This window comes from Sporosarcina sp. FSL W8-0480 (genome assembly GCF_037963765.1).
Classification (GTDB): domain Bacteria; phylum Bacillota; class Bacilli; order Bacillales_A; family Planococcaceae; genus Sporosarcina.
The window spans coordinates 38,899-56,696 of the sequence record NZ_CP150166.1 but is presented as its reverse complement, the minus strand read 5'-3'; the positions used below and the strand labels follow the sequence as shown (position 1 = coordinate 56,696).

Below are 17,798 nucleotides of genomic sequence, written 5' to 3'. Positions count from 1 at the left end.
TTACATGCGAATTGAAAATAACATACCAAGTTTTATTGATTTTTGGGGAGTGGGTGAAGATAAAACACTTGCCGACTTAGAAGCTTATTTGAATCAAAATGAAGCGCTCTATTCAAAATATTTTCCAATTCATTGCCCAAGAACAGAGGAACGCCTGAAAGAGGCACTCAACAAATATAATGAAAAACTTGATGACATCCATTCCATTTCAGACAGCCTGCCCGCAATTCTTCAAGAAATGACGGCGGTCTATCAAAAGAAATACGATCTTGACGTTGAGATGAGCTATAAATTACTTGTCGGCACATTCGGCTCCAACGCATTCGTGACAAGGGACAATAAAAGGGAAATCTATTTTGCCGTCGAAAAATTATCAGCAGAACAAGATCACTTAAAGGTTATTGCCTCTCACGAAATCGGACATGTCACCCATTTTTCGATTGCCTCGCGTCAAGGCATGGATTGGTCAACAGTCGATTGGATGCATGGCTTAACGACTCTTTTCACAGAAGGCGCCGCAACCTATTTGTCCAAACAGACTGTCCCGGGTCTATCGGAACCGATCTACTTTACGTATGATGACGAAGGTGAACCTTGGGTAAAGTGTTATGAGGAAAATAAATCCGCAGTGAAGCGGCGGTTTTTAGATGATGCCACAACAGGGGAATGGGATATGGCGAAGGAAAAAGAGTGGTTCCGACTTTCCGGCGGCTCCTATTTCGGACGAAACCGTATTGGTTATTTATTAGGGACAGATTACGTCGAACATCTAGTAGATCGCCTCGGTGAAGAAGCAGCTTTAACGTTTTGGAATGGAAATGACTTGAAAGAGGATGTTATCAACTGGCTAAAGGAATAAGAACTTTTTTAGAATCGCGTTTTATGCGTGATTGCGAGCGTTTATGGACTTTTAGGTAGAATTATGCGTTTTTGTAGGCGTTTATGGACTATTCGGCAGATTTATGCGTTTTTGAGACGTTTTATGGACTTTTCGTATTGAAGTAACATACTAAAAGGAGCCCCAGTATTGGCGGCTCCTTACTCATTTAATCAAACATTAAAAAATGCAGCTTTTTTATCGTCTTCCAAGATTGTCCCGATGAAGAACGAACCGAACACGCCGTAACGCGCACTCACTTCATCAAAACGCATCTCATAAACCAACTTCTTGAACTGCAGCACATCATCCGAAAACAGCGTAACGCCCCATTCGAAATCATCAAAACCGACAGAACCCGAAATGATCTGCTTCACTTTACCCGCATAGCCGCGGCCAATCATACCATGACTACGCATCAAAGCCTTACGCTGATCCATGCTGAGCATATACCAGTTATCCTCGCCATCGCGCTTCTTGTCCATCGGATAGAAGCAAATGTACTGGCTACGTGGCAATTCCGGATACAAACGTCCGCGCACATACGGATTTTGGTACGGATCTTCATCGGACTCGCCTGCAAGATAGTTAGACAATTCCACAACGGACACATACGAATACGCTGGAATCGTATAGTCTGCAATCGTCAACTTATTGAATTCCGCTTCGAGCTCCTGCAATTCGTCAATCGTTGGACGCAACGTCATCAACATGAAATCTGCTTTTTGCCCAACAACCGTGTAAAATGCATGGCTGCCGGTTTTATTCTCATCGGCTTGCTGTAACTTATCCAAATAAGCGATGAATTCATCAACCGCTTCCTGACGCTCCTCTTTCGAAATCAACTTCCAAGATGCCCAATCCATCGTGCGGAAATCATGTAATACATACCAGCCATCGAGTGTAATCGCTGCTTCGTTCATATGAATTCAAACTCCTTTATACGTTGATTTACTTCTCCCCATAGTCTAACACAAGAGAAACAAAAACATGATTCTGAGCTGTCGACTTCACATAATCGACAAGAAGTGTATAGCTGTTCCGCAAGCCTAATCTGGTGTATGCTTATAGCGGAAAAAAACGATTTAACAACTATAGGAGACAATGAAATGTCCAATTTACTATTACCAAAATGGCGCTTCATCGACGAATCGATGATTGCAATAAATCGCTCAGCCCTTGAATCCTTCGCAATGGATGACACGCTCTGCCATCTCGTCGGCCAAAAATTGACCGTACCGACAGTCCGTACGTGGGTGCATGACGAAACAATCGTCCTTGGAATTCAGGATCAACGTTTGCCACATATTGACGACGCATTGCCGTCCCTACACGAAGCGGGTTATAAAACAATTGTTCGTAATTCCGGCGGTCTTGCAGTTGTACTTGACGAAGGCGTACTCAATATCTCAATTATTCTATCCGAACAAGACGGTTCCATCGATATTCCGGAAGGTTATGAATCAATGCTCAGCTTTGTCCAGATGCTGTTTCCGGAAGCAGCAGACCAAATAGAAGCCTATGAAATTGTCGGCTCCTATTGTCCTGGCACGTATGACTTAAGCATTGGCGGCCGCAAGTTCGCCGGGATATCCCAAAGAAGACTTCGGCAAGGCGTCGCTGTCCAAGTGTATTTATGCGTGGAAGGGAGCGGCGCCAAGCGTGCAGAACTAATACGCGATTTATATGAAAACGGCCTGCGGGGTGAGCAGACGAAATTCACCTATCCAAAAATTCAGCCGGAAGTAATGGCATCCTTGTCGGAACTGTTAGGACAACAACTAACTGTCAGCGACGTCAACATCCGCGTCCAGCTACTGCTCCAAGCACTATCAACAGAAGAAATTCAAATGACCGGCCTAACACCGGAAGAAATGGAACTCTATCTGTTCTACTTGAATCGCGTCGTCGATCGAAATCAAAAAATGCTTGCAAAAGGTTAAAAACGCATAAATCACGCGAAATCCGCATAAACCCGCGGACTCACGCATAAATCGCAGGATACACGCATAAACCCGCGGACTCACGCATAAATCGCAGGATTCACGCATAAACCCGCGGACTCACGCATAAACGCATCCGCGACTCCCAAAAAAACCGCCAGATCAGTGATTGATCGGCGGTTCTTTTGATACGAGATTGCCATTGCGCTCCATCGTGAAGACTGGGGCGGTACGCTCGGTGTCATCATCCAAAGTAACTAATCTACGGGCACGGTTCATAATCTGCACGAACTGTTCGTAGTCGCTTCTCAAGGTTTTATTCTCCTGTTGAAGCTTTTCAATCTCTTTTTGAAGAGTTTCGACTTTATCATTTGCGATTTTGGCAGTCTGCTTCCATCTGAGTGATTCAGAGTCGCCTCCGCCGCTATGATGTAAACGAATTAAATAAGCAATCACGGTATCAAGGGATAAAGCGGATAGTGGGACAGGTGTCCGCTCCTCCTGATCATCCCCTGTCAAAGGGCTATATAGCTGTTGGCTGCGACGCTTGAAATCAGCGCCTAACACGCGCATTGCCTGTTTTCGTTCCTTTTTCGCCTCAGCTAACTCTTTCTCGTAATCGCGGCGAACGACTGCATTCCATCTGAATCCGCAAGCGGCTGCTGTCCTATTAAGGGCATCGCCCACTTCTTCGAATGCGCTTAGTTGTGTACTGCCTTCCCGGACATGCCGCAAAACCGTCTCGGCTAATAAAATATCATTTTCCTCGAGCCAAGCATCCTGTCTAACTTTCACCATCTCCTTGCCTCCTGCCATGTTCATAGTCTCTTACTTACGGTCAGTGTGGACAGTGTTGAATCCTTTTATTCATTCAAACTGGAACACTTTCCAAAAAATATAAAGCTCTTTATAAGAAAACCGTCCTTTTCTCATCTTCCACCTTATTAAGTTTTTGATATACTTAAGAAAAGCATCGGTGGAGGTGGATGAAAATTGGACTATAAAAATGAAAAGCTTTTCGAAGAGAAAGTATTCAAGGATCCGGTCCACCGGTATATCCATGTGCGCGACAAAGTTATTTGGGACGTTATCGGCACGCGGGAATTCCAGCGGCTTCGCAGGATTCGGCAGTTAGGGACGACCTACCTCGTCTTCCACGGGGCGGAGCACAGCCGTTTTCAACACTCGTTAGGCGTCTATGAAATTGTGAGGCGGATCATTGATGACGGTTTTAGCGGGCAGAAGGAATGGAATGCCGAAGAACGATTACTGACACTTTGCGCAGCCTTGTTGCATGACCTCGGACATGGCCCGTTTTCCCATGCGTTTGAAAAGGTATTCGCTCTTGACCATGAGAAGTTCACGCAAGATATCCTGACAGGAGACACGGAAGTGAATGAAGTCCTTCGCCGCGTCTCACCGGACTTTCCTCAACAAATTGCAGACGTCATCGGAAAGACTTATCCGGACAAGCTTGTCGTCAGCCTCATTTCAAGCCAAATTGACGCAGACAGAATGGATTATTTGCAGCGGGACGCCTATTACACAGGCGTATCCTACGGTCATTTCGACATGGAGCGAATACTTCGAGTCATGCGTCCGGCCGAGGAGCAAGTAGTTATTAAGTTTAGTGGAATGCACGCGGTGGAAGACTATATAATGAGCCGCTACCAAATGTATTGGCAAGTCTACTTCCACCCAGTTTCGCGTAGTGCAGAGGTCATCTTGATCAAAATCCTGCATCGCGCACGACATCTACATAGCAGCGGTTACCAGTTTACTTACGAGCCTGTCCAATTCAGATCGTTTTTCGATCGGACATTCGGGCTTGAAGAGTACATATCGTTGGATGAAGGTGTGCTGATGACCTATTTCCAATGGTGGCGCAATGAAGAAGACGAAATCTTGGCAGATCTTTGCGATCGCTTCCTGAATCGCCGTCTATTTCAATACGCCGAATTCGACCCTGCAACGGAATACCGGAAAATCGGCGAACTTGAAAAGCTATTCAAAGAAGCAGGCCTGAATCCTGAATATTATCTTGTCACAGATTCATCTTCAGATCTCCCGTATGATTTCTATCGTCCTGGGGAAGAAAATGAACGCGTGCCAATTTACTTGCAGATGCCAAACGGGGAGCTGAGAGAGTTATCCCGTTCGTCAGAAATTGTCGATGCGATATCAGGTAAACGAAGAACCGACCATAAAATTTATTTTCCCGAGGATCTGTTGGCTGCAAAAAGGGATGAAAACCCTTTATACGATAAAATTTTACGGATGTTAAGAGGGTAGGAAGGAGTGAAGTGGCTTGTTGCAAGAACATGCCAAGATCGTGCAATTCATTGCCATGGCAAATGAAGTGAACGGAAGGAAAAAGTTGCAAAAGATGATCTACATCGCCAAAAAGATGGATTTCCCTTTTGCTGAAAAATATGAACTGCATATGTACGGACCATATTCGGAGGAGTTGACGCTCCGAGTCGAGGAGCTTTGCGAAATGGGCTTCCTCGCAGAAAGATGTGAAGATAAAGGTTCTTATGTCCAATATAGCTATAATGTAACGGAAGAAGGCGAGCGTTTCGTCGAAATGGCGGAGTCGCCACACGCAAGTTTAGGCGATCTCCTCAACAGACTGAACGGAAAAAGCTCAAGATTTCTTGAACTGGTTTCCACCTTGCTCTATTTTGATTACCTCCCAAAGGACGAGCAAATCGCCAAAGTGCATATCGTGAAGAATAAATTAAACTTCAGCGAAGACGAAATGATCGACGCCTTCGCATTCATCGCTGAACTCCCAACATGTTCGGCAGTCGTGCAGTAGTGGAATCCCCTTTTCCGAGGGGATTTTTTTAATTGAATCAACCAACAAAAAAACGATGTGAGAATCAAGTTCTCGCATCGCTCCATCACTCAACATCACTTAAACGTTTACCGCCCATCGCATAATGGTTTTTCGGCATTTCCTCAATAAAAACTACAACCTTCTCCGCAGGAGCACCTGTCGTTTCTGCAACAACCGCAGTCACTTTCTCGCACAGTTCGCGCTTCTGCTCTTCCGTACGGCCCTCTAACATTTTCACAGTTACATATGGCATACTATTTCCCCCTTTCGCTCAAATTTGGGTATAGTGTATATAATAGCAGAATGGGAGGGGTTATAGAAATGACGAATGAGCAAAAACCAAAATCGAAAATAGGATTTACGATTATAAAAGATGATCCAACCGATGGACATAAAGGGTTCGGAATCGGATCACTGTCACTCGAAAACGTCTCACCGGTAATCGTCGACATCGAAGAAGAAGAGGCGCGGATTGAAATTGGTGCGATGCATGCTCGCAGTGACACGGAACGCGGTGTCAAGTTCACGACGAACCGCGAAGATTCCGAAGGCGGCAAACCATACTGGCTCGTCTGGGTCACGATCGACTTCAAGGAAGAGGGTCCATATTATGCCGGAGTCACTGCCTGTGAAATGGTCGTTAACAAGGAGAAACGCAGAGGATATAAGATTCTTGCTGACCACGTCAATAGAATGGATAAGTCAATGAAGCGGCATATTATGGTCGACTTCATGGATGATAAGTCGAAAAAGATTCTTTCCGATTTTCTATCGAGCCATAATAAAGAGATGTGGGACAGAAGCGAACCGAAATTACACATCGATTTAGGCGTAGATTCACCCGAATTATGAACAAACTGTGAAATTTGCCCTGTACAGTAGCTTCCAAGGTTGAATGTAAGTTCAAAAGGAAGTACACTGAAACTACAGCTTGCACTTGTAAGCTAGGACAACCGGAATTTGTAAATTCTGTCAAATGCTGGTTCATTACCAACCCAAGCAATGGTCCATCAGAAGACAGACTGCATTCGACGGTAAAAAAGCTTTGCCTCTCCGATGAACTTCGGAAGGCAAAGCTTTTTTGATTGTTAATGAAGTGCCGGGGCGCGTTTGCGCAAAGTGAGTTCTCGTTTATTGTCAAAGAGTTCTCGTTCCCGGCAGGGGAGTTCTCGTTATTTGGCAAAGAGTTCTCGTTCCCAGCCGGAGAGTTCTCATTAATCTACAAAAACTTCTCATTCAAAAAACGAAAACGGAAACAGCTCAAAAGTTCCTGATTCACTATCCTCACCGTTATTCTGTTCACGTAAATTCTTGTCCGTACAAAGTTTCTGTGGCATGTCTTTCTCCTTCAAGTACATTAGACGCTGTTTCGGACATTCGTTGACCGCGATGCCGCCCGTTTCGATATCGACTTTTATACTGCTAACGCCTTTCGGTGGGATGAATGGCTCGGGTGCTTTTCCGGCATGCACCGTCTCCATGAAGTCGATCCAAATTTTCTTGGAAGCTGCTTTATCCTGCAGGTCCGTCAGTTGTTGCCCAACATCATATCCGGTCCAAATTCCGGCAGTGAGAGACGGGGTGAACCCAATAAGGTATTGATCTGAAATAGTAGTGCCCGATTTTGCAGCGTAAGGTCTGCTTTGCTTAGACCGCATGGAGAGACCGGTTGCAACGGAATAATCATTGAAAACGGGGTCGAACATGCCTGTCAGTAAGTGGGTAAGTACAAATGCATCCTGTTCGGTGATGACGCGCTTCGTACTCTTCTTCGGCTGTTCATATACCGTTTTTCCATTCGAATCCGTAATGGATAAAATCGTTGTAGGTTCGACTTGCAATCCACCTGAAGCGATTCTGTTGTAAGCATTAGTCATGTCCAACAATGAAACCTCGGTTGTCCCTAATGCGACGGCAGGGGATTCTTGGAATTTGACGTTTATCCCGAGGCGCTCCGCCATTTTATTGAATTTCTTATATCCGATATCCTCAAGCGTTTTTACGGCATAAATATTATCCGAAATGGCAAGTGCCTGGGCAAGGGAAATCGGATGGCCAGCGAATTTTCCATTTACGTTTTTCGGTTCATAAGTGGAGCGTCCTTCATCATAAGTGAAAACAGTCCGTTCCGTCGATTTGAATGTCAACGGGTTGTAACCGTCCTCAAGCGCCGCGGCATATAATATCGGTTTCATCGCAGAACCGGGCTGCCGTTTCGCTTGCGTCACCCTGTTGAATGGGCTTTCCGAATAATTCACACCCCCGACTAACGATGTGATGGCCCCAGTCTCGGTCTCAATCGACATAAATCCAACCTGTAGCTCACTGTCAGGCATATATTTCGCGATGTATTCCTCGGCTGTCTTCTGATGATGCGGGTCAAGGGTCGTCCGGATTGTCCAACCGCCTTCAGCTGGATAGCGTCCTTTTTTGCTCAAAATCTGCTCTGCTTCCTTCCAAACTTCATCAAGGAAGTATGGGGCGATCCGCTTCATATCGGCCCAGTCATCCGTCCTAAGCGTAATGTCAATGTCCGCCGCACGGTCCCTTTGCTGTTCAGTGATGAACCCTTGATTCTTCATCAGCGAAAGGATCAGCAATTGCCGTTCCCGCGATCGCTCCGGATTATCACGTGGAGAGTAGATTGATGGCCCTTTTGCGATTGCCGTAATGACCGCTGATTCCTCAAGCGTCAAATCCTTCGCAGACTTCGCGAAATAATACCGACTTGCAGCCTCAACACCATACATGCCATGACCGAAGTAAACCGTATTTAAATAGCCTTCCAAAATGACATCTTTCTCATAGAATGTTTCAAGCCGATACGCATACAAAGCCTCTTTAATCTTACGGGTCCATGATTTTTCAAATGTTAAAAATAAATTACGGGCATACTGCTGGGTGATGGAGCTCGCACCTTCCGCTTTTCGCATCTTTTTAATATCTTTTAAAATTGCTCCAGCAATCCGTTTATAATCAAACCCGTTGTGATTGTAGAAATTCCGATCTTCCGTTGCAATTACGGCATCGATTAAAAACGGGGAAATCTCATCAATATCAACCCAATACCGCCGTTCTTCGGAAAATTTATCGCCAATTTGCCGTCCGTTCTTATCCAAAAACACACTCGCTTTAGGGACGCTTAAAGAAGGAGCGCCTGTAATTTGTGCGTATAGACGAAGACATAAAAACATAGTGAAAAACGCCGTCACCGCTGTAATCGCAAGCATAGCAAAACGTCGTAAAAATACTCGTCTCTTTTTCTTCTTTATATACTCTACTCTTTTCATGCAATCCCTTCTCCCACCGTTCTTTCCAGTCAGTATGCAACAGGAAGAAGAAGATTAAACTGAAAAAACAGGAGAAAATGATATAATCATCAGCTCATTTAGCTTCAAGTGGCAGCTGCTTGGGTCATAAGTCAGCTCTGCTGCACGGCAAAAAGCGCCGTATGGCAGATCCGCCTTATGCCTGTCGCCGCTAAACGCCACCTTCCGCTTTTGCCATTGGATAACTAGAGGGAAAAACGATATAATGAATAGATATTTTGAACCTTAAGGGCGGTGCACGTGTGAAATCAAATAGCGAAGGACGAAACGTAAGGGTCCAACTTCAATCTTCAATCCGGCACGATGGCCAAACTGCGGATAACCATGAACTGACAGCTTCAGGTATTTTGATTGAAAAAGCAGGTAAAACGTATTTGCAATTTGAAGAGAATACGGACGGTCAACAAGTGAGGACGACTGTTAAATTGGATAAGCCGGATGCTTTGATCATGAGAACAGGTGCAGTTCAAATGCGTCTGCCATTCACAGTTGGAGAGATTCGGCCGGGTACATATGGCGCGGGTCCAGCGACGTTTGACTTATTTGTAAAAACGACGAAACTTGAAGTGACGGAAAACAGATTCACGGCACATTACGAATTGCATGCAGAAGACGCACTTCTTGGCATACATGAAATGACGATTCACTACACGGAGGGAAAATAATGAACGCAGTTGAAAAAATCCAACATGAAATCAAAGAAGCATTTCGCGAGGCGGTAGCCGCTTCAGCTTTAGCCGATAGCGCTGAAATGCCGGACGTCATCCTTGAAACACCAAAAAATAAAGAGAACGGAGATTATGCAACAAACATCGCGATGCAATTGACGAAAATTGCGAAAAAGCCGCCACGTGCAATTGCTGAAGCAATACTTGAAAAACTGGACATATCCAAAACAGCTATCCAATCTGTCGAAATCGCAGGTCCGGGTTTCATCAACATTAAGCTGAAAAGCGATACTTTAGGTGAAGTCGTTACGGCGGTTCTTTCCCAAGGGGAAGACTACGGCCGCTCCACTTACGGCAAAAATGAGAAAGTGCAAGTAGAATTCGTCTCTGCTAATCCAACAGGTGACCTGCATCTTGGCCATGCACGAGGTGCGTCCATCGGGGATTCATTATGCAATATCCTTGATTTCGCAGGTTTCGATGTATCAAGGGAGTACTACATCAATGACGCGGGCAATCAAGTGAATAACTTGGCCTTATCAGTAGAGGCGCGGTACTTCGAGGCTTTGGGTCTCGAAAAAGAAATGCCGGAAGACGGCTACCGTGGCCAAGACATCATTGAGATCGGCAAGCAATTGGCGGAAGAATTCGGTGATAAATATGTAAACACATCAGAAAAGGAACGTCAGGAATTCTTCAGAGAGTACGGACTTAACTTCGAATTGGCGAAATTGAAGCAAGACCTTGAGAATTTCCGTGTACGCTTCGATAACTGGTTCTCTGAAACTTCCCTATATACAGATGGCAAAATCGGCATCGCGCTCGATAAATTACGCGCGAACGGCCATGTTTACGAAGAAGACGGTGCGACATGGTTCCGCTCTACAACTTTCGGGGATGATAAAGACCGTGTACTTATCAAAAATGACGGCACATATACGTACTTGACGCCGGATATCGCGTATCACGAAGACAAGCTTCGCCGCGGTTTCGACAAGCTCATCAACATTTGGGGTGCCGACCACCACGGTTACATCCCGCGTATGAAAGCGGCGATCGAAGCGTTAGGCTACAATCGTGACACACTCGAAGTGGAAGTTGCGCAAATGGTGCAACTCTACAAAGACGGCGAAAAGTTCAAAATGAGCAAGCGGACGGGGAAAGCCGTCACATTGCGCGAACTTGTTGAAGACGTAGGTCTCGACGCAGTCCGTTATTTCTTCGCGATGCGTTCCGGCGATTCACAAATGGACTTCGACTTGGACTTAGCCATTTCGCAATCGAATGAAAACCCTGTATACTACGCGCAATATGCGCATGCACGGATTTCTTCGATCCTGCGCCAAGCGGATGAATCAAAACTTTCAGCTTCAACGGAGCATTTGAATTTATTGCAATCCGAAAAAGAATCTTCGCTTTTAAAGAAAATCGGCGACTTCCCGCGTGTAGTAAGCGACGCAGCAAGAATGCGCGCTCCGCACCGGATCACAATCTACATCCAAGAGTTGGCTGCTGAATTCCATAGCTTCTACAATGCGGAAAAAGTGTTGGACCCTGAAAACCGCAATCTATCAGAAGCACGCCTATCTCTAATAACAGCAACACGCACAACGATCGCAAACGCGCTAAAACTAATCGGCGTATCCGCACCAGAAAGAATGTAACATCCAAAACGCACCTCCGCCACTACCGCGGAAGTGCGTTTTCTCTTATAACACGCATAAATCCGCAGACACTCATAAATCGGATTAGACACGCATAAATCCCTTTACTCACGCATAAATCCCCGAAATGAAGCATAAAATCCCGAACTCACGCATAAATCCCCACAATCACGCATAAACGCCAACCACGCCCCCCTCGACAACAAAAAAATCTATAGTATAATTAACCTCATACCAAAATTACATAACCAAACATGAAGGTGCCCCGCCGTCAACGCCGGGGTTAAAAGGGAAGCCGGTCAATGCCGGCGCGGTCCCGCCACTGTATGTGCTAGTCTTGCCGCAACAACGCCACTGGAAAAACTTCCGGGAAGGCGCAGGCAATACGTTTGATGCACGAGCCAGGAGACCTGCCTTCATGAGTCACCCGTACCCTACGAGGATAGGTTTGGTGGAAATCGGCGCGTCAATTTTTTCCTACGCCCGTATTTTTACTAAGCACATTCCTCCGTCCACAAAACGGGGGATTTTTATTTGGAACAAACAGGAGGAAAAGAGAATGAAAAAGTTTTGGCAACTATGGCTGACAGCAATCCTTGCAACGTTCCTGTTATCAGCATGCGGCACGGATAATGCGAAGAAAGACGACACACCAAAAACAACACAAAACGATGTTGCAAAAGAAGCATTCCCGCTTACATTGACGGATGCAGTCGGTAATGAAATTACATTTGATAAAGCACCTGAAACAATCGTATCGATGACGCCAAGCAACACGGAAATCCTTTTCGCGCTCGGTCTTAACGAAGAAATCATCGGAGTTAACGATTACGATGACTACCCTGCTGAAGCTCTTGAAAAAGAGAAAATCGGCGGTATGGAGTTCAACGTTGAGAAAATCGTGGCAATGAACCCTGATGTTGTTTTTGCACATGAATCTGGCCTTAGCATCGGGTCTGAAGGGCTCCAACAAATCCGTGATGCGGGTATTACAGTGTTTGTTGTTAAGAACGCGACGAATTTCGACGAAACGTATTCGACGATCGAGACAATCGGCCAGGCAACAAACAAAGTTGCAGAAGCTGAAAAAATCATTTCAGACATGAAAGCGAAAGTGGCAGAAATCATCGCGAAAACAGACAAAGTCAAAGCGAAGAACATGAAGCGTGTCTTCATCGAAACATCCGATGCGCCTGAAATCTACGCACCTGGTAAAAACACATTCATGCAAGAAATCCTTGAGATGATCAGTGCTGAAAACGTAGTTACAGAAGAAGGATGGGTCATGATCAGCCCGGAAGAAATCGTCAATCAAAACCCTGACGTAATCCTTGTCATGTACAGCTACGTTCCGGATATCGTAGAAAGCGTGAAAAACCGTGCCGGCTTCGCGGACATCACAGCAGTTAAGGAAGACGCAGTAGTTCAAGTCGATGAAAACAAAACAAGCCGCACTGGTCCACGCCTTGCAGAAGGATTGGAAGAAGTAGCGAAGGCGATTTACCCAGAGGTTTTTGGTGAATAAAGCACTAATCGCCTACATCGTGTCCGCCGCCACACTTATCGTGGCGGTATGGCTCGGTGTTTCAATTGGAACCGTTAAAATTCCGATTCATACATTTTGGGACTCATCGGATACAACAGCTTCAAATATACTATGGAAAATCCGCATGCCGCGCGTCATCTTAGCCGGTTTAGTCGGTGCAGCGCTCGCAATTTCGGGAGCCGCCTTCCAAGGATTGTTGAAAAATCCGCTCGCAGATCCATACACCCTCGGAGTGTCGTCCGGTGCCTCTGTTGGTGCTGTTGTGACACTCTTTTTCGGTTTAACGATTCCCATTTTAGGCACATATACACTTCCAGTATTCAGCATGGCGGGCGCAGCCGTGACAATGTTCCTTGTCATCAGCTTCGCAAAGCTTGTCGACCGCTCAATGAAAATGGAAACAATCATTCTAACCGGAATCATCTTCGGCTCATTTTTAGGCTCGGTCCTATCGCTTATGATCGCTCTTACTGGCGAAGAACTCCGACAAATCATCAGTTGGCTCCTTGGCAGCGTTTCGATGCGAGGATGGAATTATATTTTGATGGTGCTGCCGTTCGTCGTCATCGGCTCCTTCATCCTTTGGCTCAACCGTAGGGAATTGAATGCGATGCTATTCGGGGAAGAACGCGCCCATCACCTTGGCGTCAACGTCAAACGTCGGAAACTCATGATTCTCCTTGGAGGCTCCATCTTAACCGGCTCCGCAGTCGCCGTTTCAGGAACAATCGGCTTCGTCGGATTAGTCGTTCCACATATGACGCGCCTCATGTGGGGTTCGGACCACCGGCATCTGCTCACATTATCATTCATGAACGGCGCATCCTTGCTCATCATCTGTGACCTGATCGCAAGAACAATCATCTCGCCAACGGAATTGCCGGTTGGCGTCATTACCGCATTCATCGGTGCACCGGTGTTCGCGTACATCTTTTACAGACAGAGAAGGAAAGGGGCCATGTAAATGCTGAAAGTCAACAACCTTACAGGTGGCTACGGCAAAGAGCCGATCGTAAAAAACATCTCATTCTCTGTGAATAAAGGGGAAGTAATAGGCATTCTTGGACCAAATGGCAGCGGGAAATCGACACTCCTGAAAATCATTTCCGGAATCTTACCGAAACAAGAAGGAACTGTCGAAATAGACGGGCAGGATGCCGCAGTTTATTCCCAAAAGCAATTCGCAAGAAAAGTAGCGGTCCTGCCGCAACTACATGCGCATGCCTTTTCCCATACGGTAAAAGACACCGTCGCTCTTGGAAGATACCCGCATCAATCCGGACTTTTCTCGTCCTGGTCGAGTGATGATGAAAGCGCCGTGACAAAGGCAATGGACTATACAGGCGTCACCCGTTACAAAGACACACCGATTGAGCTTCTTTCGGGAGGCGAGCAACAGCGCGTTTTCGTCGCACAAGCACTCGCGCAAGAAGCCCCAATCCTCCTGTTGGACGAACCGACGAACCATCTCGATATTGCCCACCAGCAACAACTATTGGACACAATCCGTAAACACGCAATCGAAAAAGGCGTCACCGTCGTCTCCGTTTTCCACGACATCAATCTTGCATCCCTCTATTGCGATCGATTGCTTCTCATGGAAAAAGGCAGGATTGCGACAATCGGTGATCCAAAAGATGTCATCCAAGAAACGATAATCGGCACAGTCTATAATGCTCGCGTAAAAACACAGCCGCACCCTGAACTACCAAAGCCACAGATGACGCTTCTGCCTGATACAATGGAGGAAGAAAAACCGTTCACTGTCGATAAACAGCATTTCACCGTCTCGTCCGATCATGTTTCATTAAAAGTGGATCAGCCGTTGAAAACAATCTCATCCGCGGTCACGAACCCCGGGTTAGGCTGGTACCGCGCATTCGTCAACCGCCACGTCGACGCCAACTACAACGCCAACGACGTCAAAGCGGAAATGGCGGATTATCTCGAGCAACGTGGCTACCATCTCACCGATACGGTCGGCATGATGACCGCCGTCACTACCGAACACGCTGAAATCGGGGAATACAAGGGAGATTTCGGCACCGTCCTCATCATGGTGACAGCCGGAGTTGGCAACGCCGTCGATGTATCGGAAGCGTTAACACGCGACCGGGAACAGCGAATCGGCACCATCAACACTTGGGTCATCGTCAACGGTCATCTACCCGATGAAGCGTTCATCCAAGCGATGATCACTGCAACCGAGGCAAAAACGAAAGCGCTACATACCGAAGACATCAAAGACCCGCTGACAGACACAATTGCAACAGGAACGTCAACCGACAGCCTGCTCATCGCAGCAACGCAAAAAGGCCAACACCTGCCATATGCGGGACCGATTACCCCCCTTGGCAAACTGATCGGGCATGGCGTCTACGACTGCACCAAACGGGCGATCAAAGCCTATAAAAAAGCGAAAGGATGGACCTTTTAATGCAAGCCCACTTAGTTGCAATCGCGTTAGGGTTCGTCCTTGACCGCGCCATCGGGGATCCCCCGAACTGGCCGCATCCTGTGCGATGGATCGGCACATTCATCTCGAAACTCACCACGGTCCTGAACAAAGGTCGCGCCCGCGTACTAAAAGGCGCGGGAATGCTGCTCATCACTGTTTCCATCGTAACAGCGATCGCAATTGCCATCATCAGTATCGCCTACCAACTACATATCGTTTTCGGGGTCGTCGTCGAAGCAATTCTAATTGCGATTGGCCTCGCCCAAAAAAGTCTGCGGGATGCTGCACTCGAAGTGTACGAACCGCTTAAAGCAGGGGACATGGCCGAAGCAAGGACAAAGCTGAGCTGGATCGTCGGCCGTGACACGGATAGATTAAAAGAACCCGATATTGCACGGGGCGCAATCGAAACTGTATCCGAAAACACATCCGACGGTGTGACAGCGCCATTATTTTGGGCATTTCTTTTCGGAGCACCAGGATTATGGATGTATAAAGCTGTCAACACCCTCGATTCAATGATCGGCTATAAAGACGAGCGGTACCGTGAATTCGGCAAGTTTTCCGCAATTGCGGATGACGTCTTGAACTTCATCCCCGCAAGGATTACCGGATTGCTCATCTTGCTGTCATCCCGTAATGAAAGTGGACTCCCACTCAGGAGACGCCTAAGTGGTTGGAGCAAAGACGCCCGAAGACATCCAAGTCCGAACAGCGGATTTTTGGAAGCTGCAACCGCATGGCAATTAGGCATCACATTGGGAGGGAAGAGTACATATCGAGGTGTTGTATCCGAACGACCGGAAATCGGGATAGGACAAGATCCGTTGAAAGCAGCACATATCAAATCCACAATCGAGCAAATGCACACAGCCTCGTTTGCATTTTGGATAATCTGTACCATTATTGGAGTGATCTTTTATGCAATTGCCTGAAGGTGAACTAGAACCTTGGATGAATACGAGCCAATTACCAGCCCACGGAGCAAATCCCCGCCACGTCTATGAAAAACTTGGCTTGGAAATTCCAGCAGCAATACTGGATTTCAGTGAAAACTGCAATCCCGCGGGACCTCCGCCCGCGGTCCTTAAGCTTTGGCCACACCTCATCTCCCGATTAATCGCCTATCCCGACCCATCCGGCGAACCGTTTTTATCCGAAGTTGCGAACTATCATGGCATACCCGTTTCGTCGGTTGTCGCTGGAAACGGTGCGGCGGAGTTACTATCGCTCATCGCAGAGCGGTATCGGGGGAAGCAAGCAATCGTCGTCCATCCGACATTTTCAGAATATGAAGCGACGTTGCAAGGTAGGGGAGTGGAAATTATCCGGATCGTTTCGTCGGAAGAAGACGGATTCAAGTTGCCGGTCGAAGCAATTTTGGGTGCAATCCCATCTGCATCCGTCTTGTATTTATGCACACCAAATAATCCGACAGGCATCCTACCGGACCGCGCGGATTTACTATCAATCATACATAAAGCAGGCAAGATCGGATGCGAAGTCGTCCTTGACGAAGCATTCATCGACTTCATAGACGAAAACAAATCATTCATCCCTCTGATGAACGATTTTCCGCACGTCATCATCGTCCGCTCAATGACGAAAATGTACGCCATCCCTGGCATCCGACTCGGATACGCGGTGGCGCAACCGGAAGTGATCGCCGAATTGAAAGAACAGCTGCCACATTGGAATGTCAACGGAATCGCGTCCGCAATCGGTGCCGTGTGCCTCGAACAGGAAGAGTATCGAAATGAGGCAATCCGCCACGCGAATGAGGAAAGAAGGAAAATGACAGACTTCCTAAAACAGCATGGATGCACAGTAATTAATTCAGAAACCAACTTCCTTGTATTCAAGCCGTCAAACGCCGGAAAACTTTACACCGACATGCTCAGGCGAAGCATCGTCCTCCGCCACACCGAAAACTTCCGCGGCATGGACGGCCACTATCTACGAATCGGCATGAAAAGCAGTGAGGAAATGGAAAAACTACGAAGCAATCTCGCAAAGTGGTTCAAAAACGAGCTATATCGCCCATAAGAAAACCATTTGCACCTGAAATCGGCCCCTCGCGCTCAAGAACGTGTGATTCGCGCTCAAGAACGGTGATCCGCGCTCAAGAAATTGGAACCGCGCTCAAGAACGGTGATCCGCGCTCAAGAATGTGGATCCGCGCTCAAGAATGTGGATCCGCGCTCAAGAACGTGAATCCGCGCTCAAGAACGGTGATCCGCGCTCAAGAACGAGGAACCGCGCTCAAGAACGAGGAACCGCGCTCAAGAAAGTGGAACCGCGCTCAAGAACGTGGATCCGCGCTCAAGAAAGTGGAACCGCGCTCAAGAAAGTGGATCCGCGCTCAAGAAAGTGTGATCCGCGCTCAAGAACGTGGATCCGCGCTCAAGAAAGTGTGATTCGCGCTCAAGAACGAGGAACCGCGCTCAAGAACGAGGAACCGCGCTCAAGAA

17 protein-coding genes and 1 riboswitch are annotated in these 17,798 nt (G+C 47.0%); of the genes, 13 read left to right on the top strand and 4 right to left on the bottom strand.

The annotated features are described in order from the left end of the window. Positions 1-4 precede the first annotated feature (4 nt). Positions 5-859: an aminopeptidase gene (locus NSQ43_RS00295; protein WP_339252040.1), complete on the top strand. Its 855-nt coding sequence runs from the start codon at positions 5-7 to the stop codon at positions 857-859. 191 nt (positions 860-1,050) lie between these two features. Here the strand turns inward: NSQ43_RS00295 and hemQ are convergent, their stop codons facing one another. Beyond that, positions 1,051-1,800, bottom strand: coding sequence for a hydrogen peroxide-dependent heme synthase (gene hemQ / locus NSQ43_RS00290; RefSeq protein WP_339252038.1), 750 nt, complete (start codon positions 1,798-1,800; stop codon positions 1,051-1,053). Positions 1,801-1,986: 186 nt separating this feature from the next. On the opposite strand from hemQ, the gene NSQ43_RS00285 reads away from it, so the two are divergent. Next, positions 1,987-2,820 carry a lipoate--protein ligase family protein gene (locus NSQ43_RS00285; protein ID WP_339252036.1) on the top strand — a complete coding sequence of 278 codons (834 nt, stop codon included), beginning with the start codon at positions 1,987-1,989 and terminating at the stop codon, positions 2,818-2,820. Positions 2,821-2,982: 162 nt separating this feature from the next. Here NSQ43_RS00285 and NSQ43_RS00280 read toward each other — a convergent pair whose 3' ends face one another. Next, positions 2,983-3,618, bottom strand: a complete 636-nt coding sequence (locus NSQ43_RS00280) for an RsfA family transcriptional regulator (RefSeq protein ID WP_339252034.1) — start codon at positions 3,616-3,618, stop codon at positions 2,983-2,985. A gap of 195 nt (positions 3,619-3,813) precedes the next feature. On the opposite strand from NSQ43_RS00280, the gene NSQ43_RS00275 reads away from it, so the two are divergent. Further along, positions 3,814-5,112 carry an HD domain-containing protein gene (locus NSQ43_RS00275; protein ID WP_339252032.1) on the top strand — a complete coding sequence of 433 codons (1,299 nt, stop codon included), beginning with the start codon at positions 3,814-3,816 and terminating at the stop codon, positions 5,110-5,112. A 16-nt stretch (positions 5,113-5,128) separates the two neighbouring features. After that, on the top strand, positions 5,129-5,641 hold the full coding sequence (locus NSQ43_RS00270; protein ID WP_339252030.1) for a YwgA family protein: 513 nt from the start codon (positions 5,129-5,131) through the stop codon (positions 5,639-5,641). Positions 5,642-5,726: 85 nt separating this feature from the next. On the opposite strand, the gene NSQ43_RS00265 is transcribed toward NSQ43_RS00270, so the two are convergent. Further along, complete coding sequence (locus NSQ43_RS00265) at positions 5,727-5,915, bottom strand: 2-hydroxymuconate tautomerase (protein WP_339252029.1); 189 nt, start codon at positions 5,913-5,915, stop codon at positions 5,727-5,729. Between the two features lie 68 nt (positions 5,916-5,983). Here NSQ43_RS00265 and NSQ43_RS00260 point away from each other — a divergent pair, with 68 nt between their 5' ends. Then, positions 5,984-6,514 (top strand): YwhD family protein, encoded by a 531-nt coding sequence (locus tag NSQ43_RS00260; RefSeq protein ID WP_339252028.1) that lies wholly within the window; start codon positions 5,984-5,986, stop codon positions 6,512-6,514. Between the two features lie 380 nt (positions 6,515-6,894). Here the strand turns inward: NSQ43_RS00260 and NSQ43_RS00255 are convergent, their stop codons facing one another. Next, the gene (locus NSQ43_RS00255) at positions 6,895-8,952 is read right to left on the bottom strand and encodes a PBP1A family penicillin-binding protein (protein ID WP_339252026.1); all 2,058 of its coding nucleotides are present in this window, start codon (positions 8,950-8,952) and stop codon (positions 6,895-6,897) included. Positions 8,953-9,233: 281 nt separating this feature from the next. On the opposite strand from NSQ43_RS00255, the gene NSQ43_RS00250 reads away from it, so the two are divergent. The 8 genes from NSQ43_RS00250 to NSQ43_RS00215 all read left to right on the top strand — a co-directional run bounded on the left by NSQ43_RS00250 (position 9,234) and on the right by NSQ43_RS00215 (position 17,744). Then, the gene (locus tag NSQ43_RS00250) at positions 9,234-9,656 is read left to right on the top strand and encodes a DUF1934 domain-containing protein (protein WP_339252024.1); all 423 of its coding nucleotides are present in this window, start codon (positions 9,234-9,236) and stop codon (positions 9,654-9,656) included. Next, positions 9,656-11,323, top strand: coding sequence for an arginine--tRNA ligase (gene argS / locus NSQ43_RS00245; protein ID WP_339252022.1), 1,668 nt, complete (start codon positions 9,656-9,658; stop codon positions 11,321-11,323). Before NSQ43_RS00250 ends, argS begins: the two co-directional genes overlap by 1 nt. Positions 11,324-11,564: 241 nt before the next feature. After that, positions 11,565-11,756, top strand: a riboswitch (cobalamin riboswitch). 126 nt (positions 11,757-11,882) lie between these two features. Next, a complete protein-coding gene (locus NSQ43_RS00240; RefSeq protein WP_339252020.1) occupies positions 11,883-12,848 on the top strand; it encodes an ABC transporter substrate-binding protein in 966 nt (321 codons plus the stop codon). Then, the gene (locus NSQ43_RS00235) at positions 12,841-13,833 is read left to right on the top strand and encodes an iron ABC transporter permease (protein WP_339252018.1); all 993 of its coding nucleotides are present in this window, start codon (positions 12,841-12,843) and stop codon (positions 13,831-13,833) included. Before NSQ43_RS00240 ends, NSQ43_RS00235 begins: the two co-directional genes overlap by 8 nt. Further along, positions 13,834-15,306 (top strand): adenosylcobinamide amidohydrolase, encoded by a 1,473-nt coding sequence (locus NSQ43_RS00230; RefSeq protein ID WP_339252016.1) that lies wholly within the window; start codon positions 13,834-13,836, stop codon positions 15,304-15,306. After that, the gene (cbiB, locus tag NSQ43_RS00225; protein WP_339252014.1) at positions 15,306-16,262 is read left to right on the top strand and encodes an adenosylcobinamide-phosphate synthase CbiB; all 957 of its coding nucleotides are present in this window, start codon (positions 15,306-15,308) and stop codon (positions 16,260-16,262) included. The genes NSQ43_RS00230 and cbiB overlap by 1 nt, the downstream gene beginning before the upstream one ends. Further along, positions 16,249-17,373, top strand: coding sequence for a threonine-phosphate decarboxylase CobD (gene cobD / locus NSQ43_RS00220; RefSeq protein ID WP_339252011.1), 1,125 nt, complete (start codon positions 16,249-16,251; stop codon positions 17,371-17,373). The genes cbiB and cobD overlap by 14 nt, the downstream gene beginning before the upstream one ends. After that, positions 17,343-17,744, top strand: a complete 402-nt coding sequence (locus tag NSQ43_RS00215; protein ID WP_339252010.1) for a hypothetical protein — start codon at positions 17,343-17,345, stop codon at positions 17,742-17,744. Before cobD ends, NSQ43_RS00215 begins: the two co-directional genes overlap by 31 nt. The last annotated feature ends 54 nt before the right edge of the window (positions 17,745-17,798 follow it).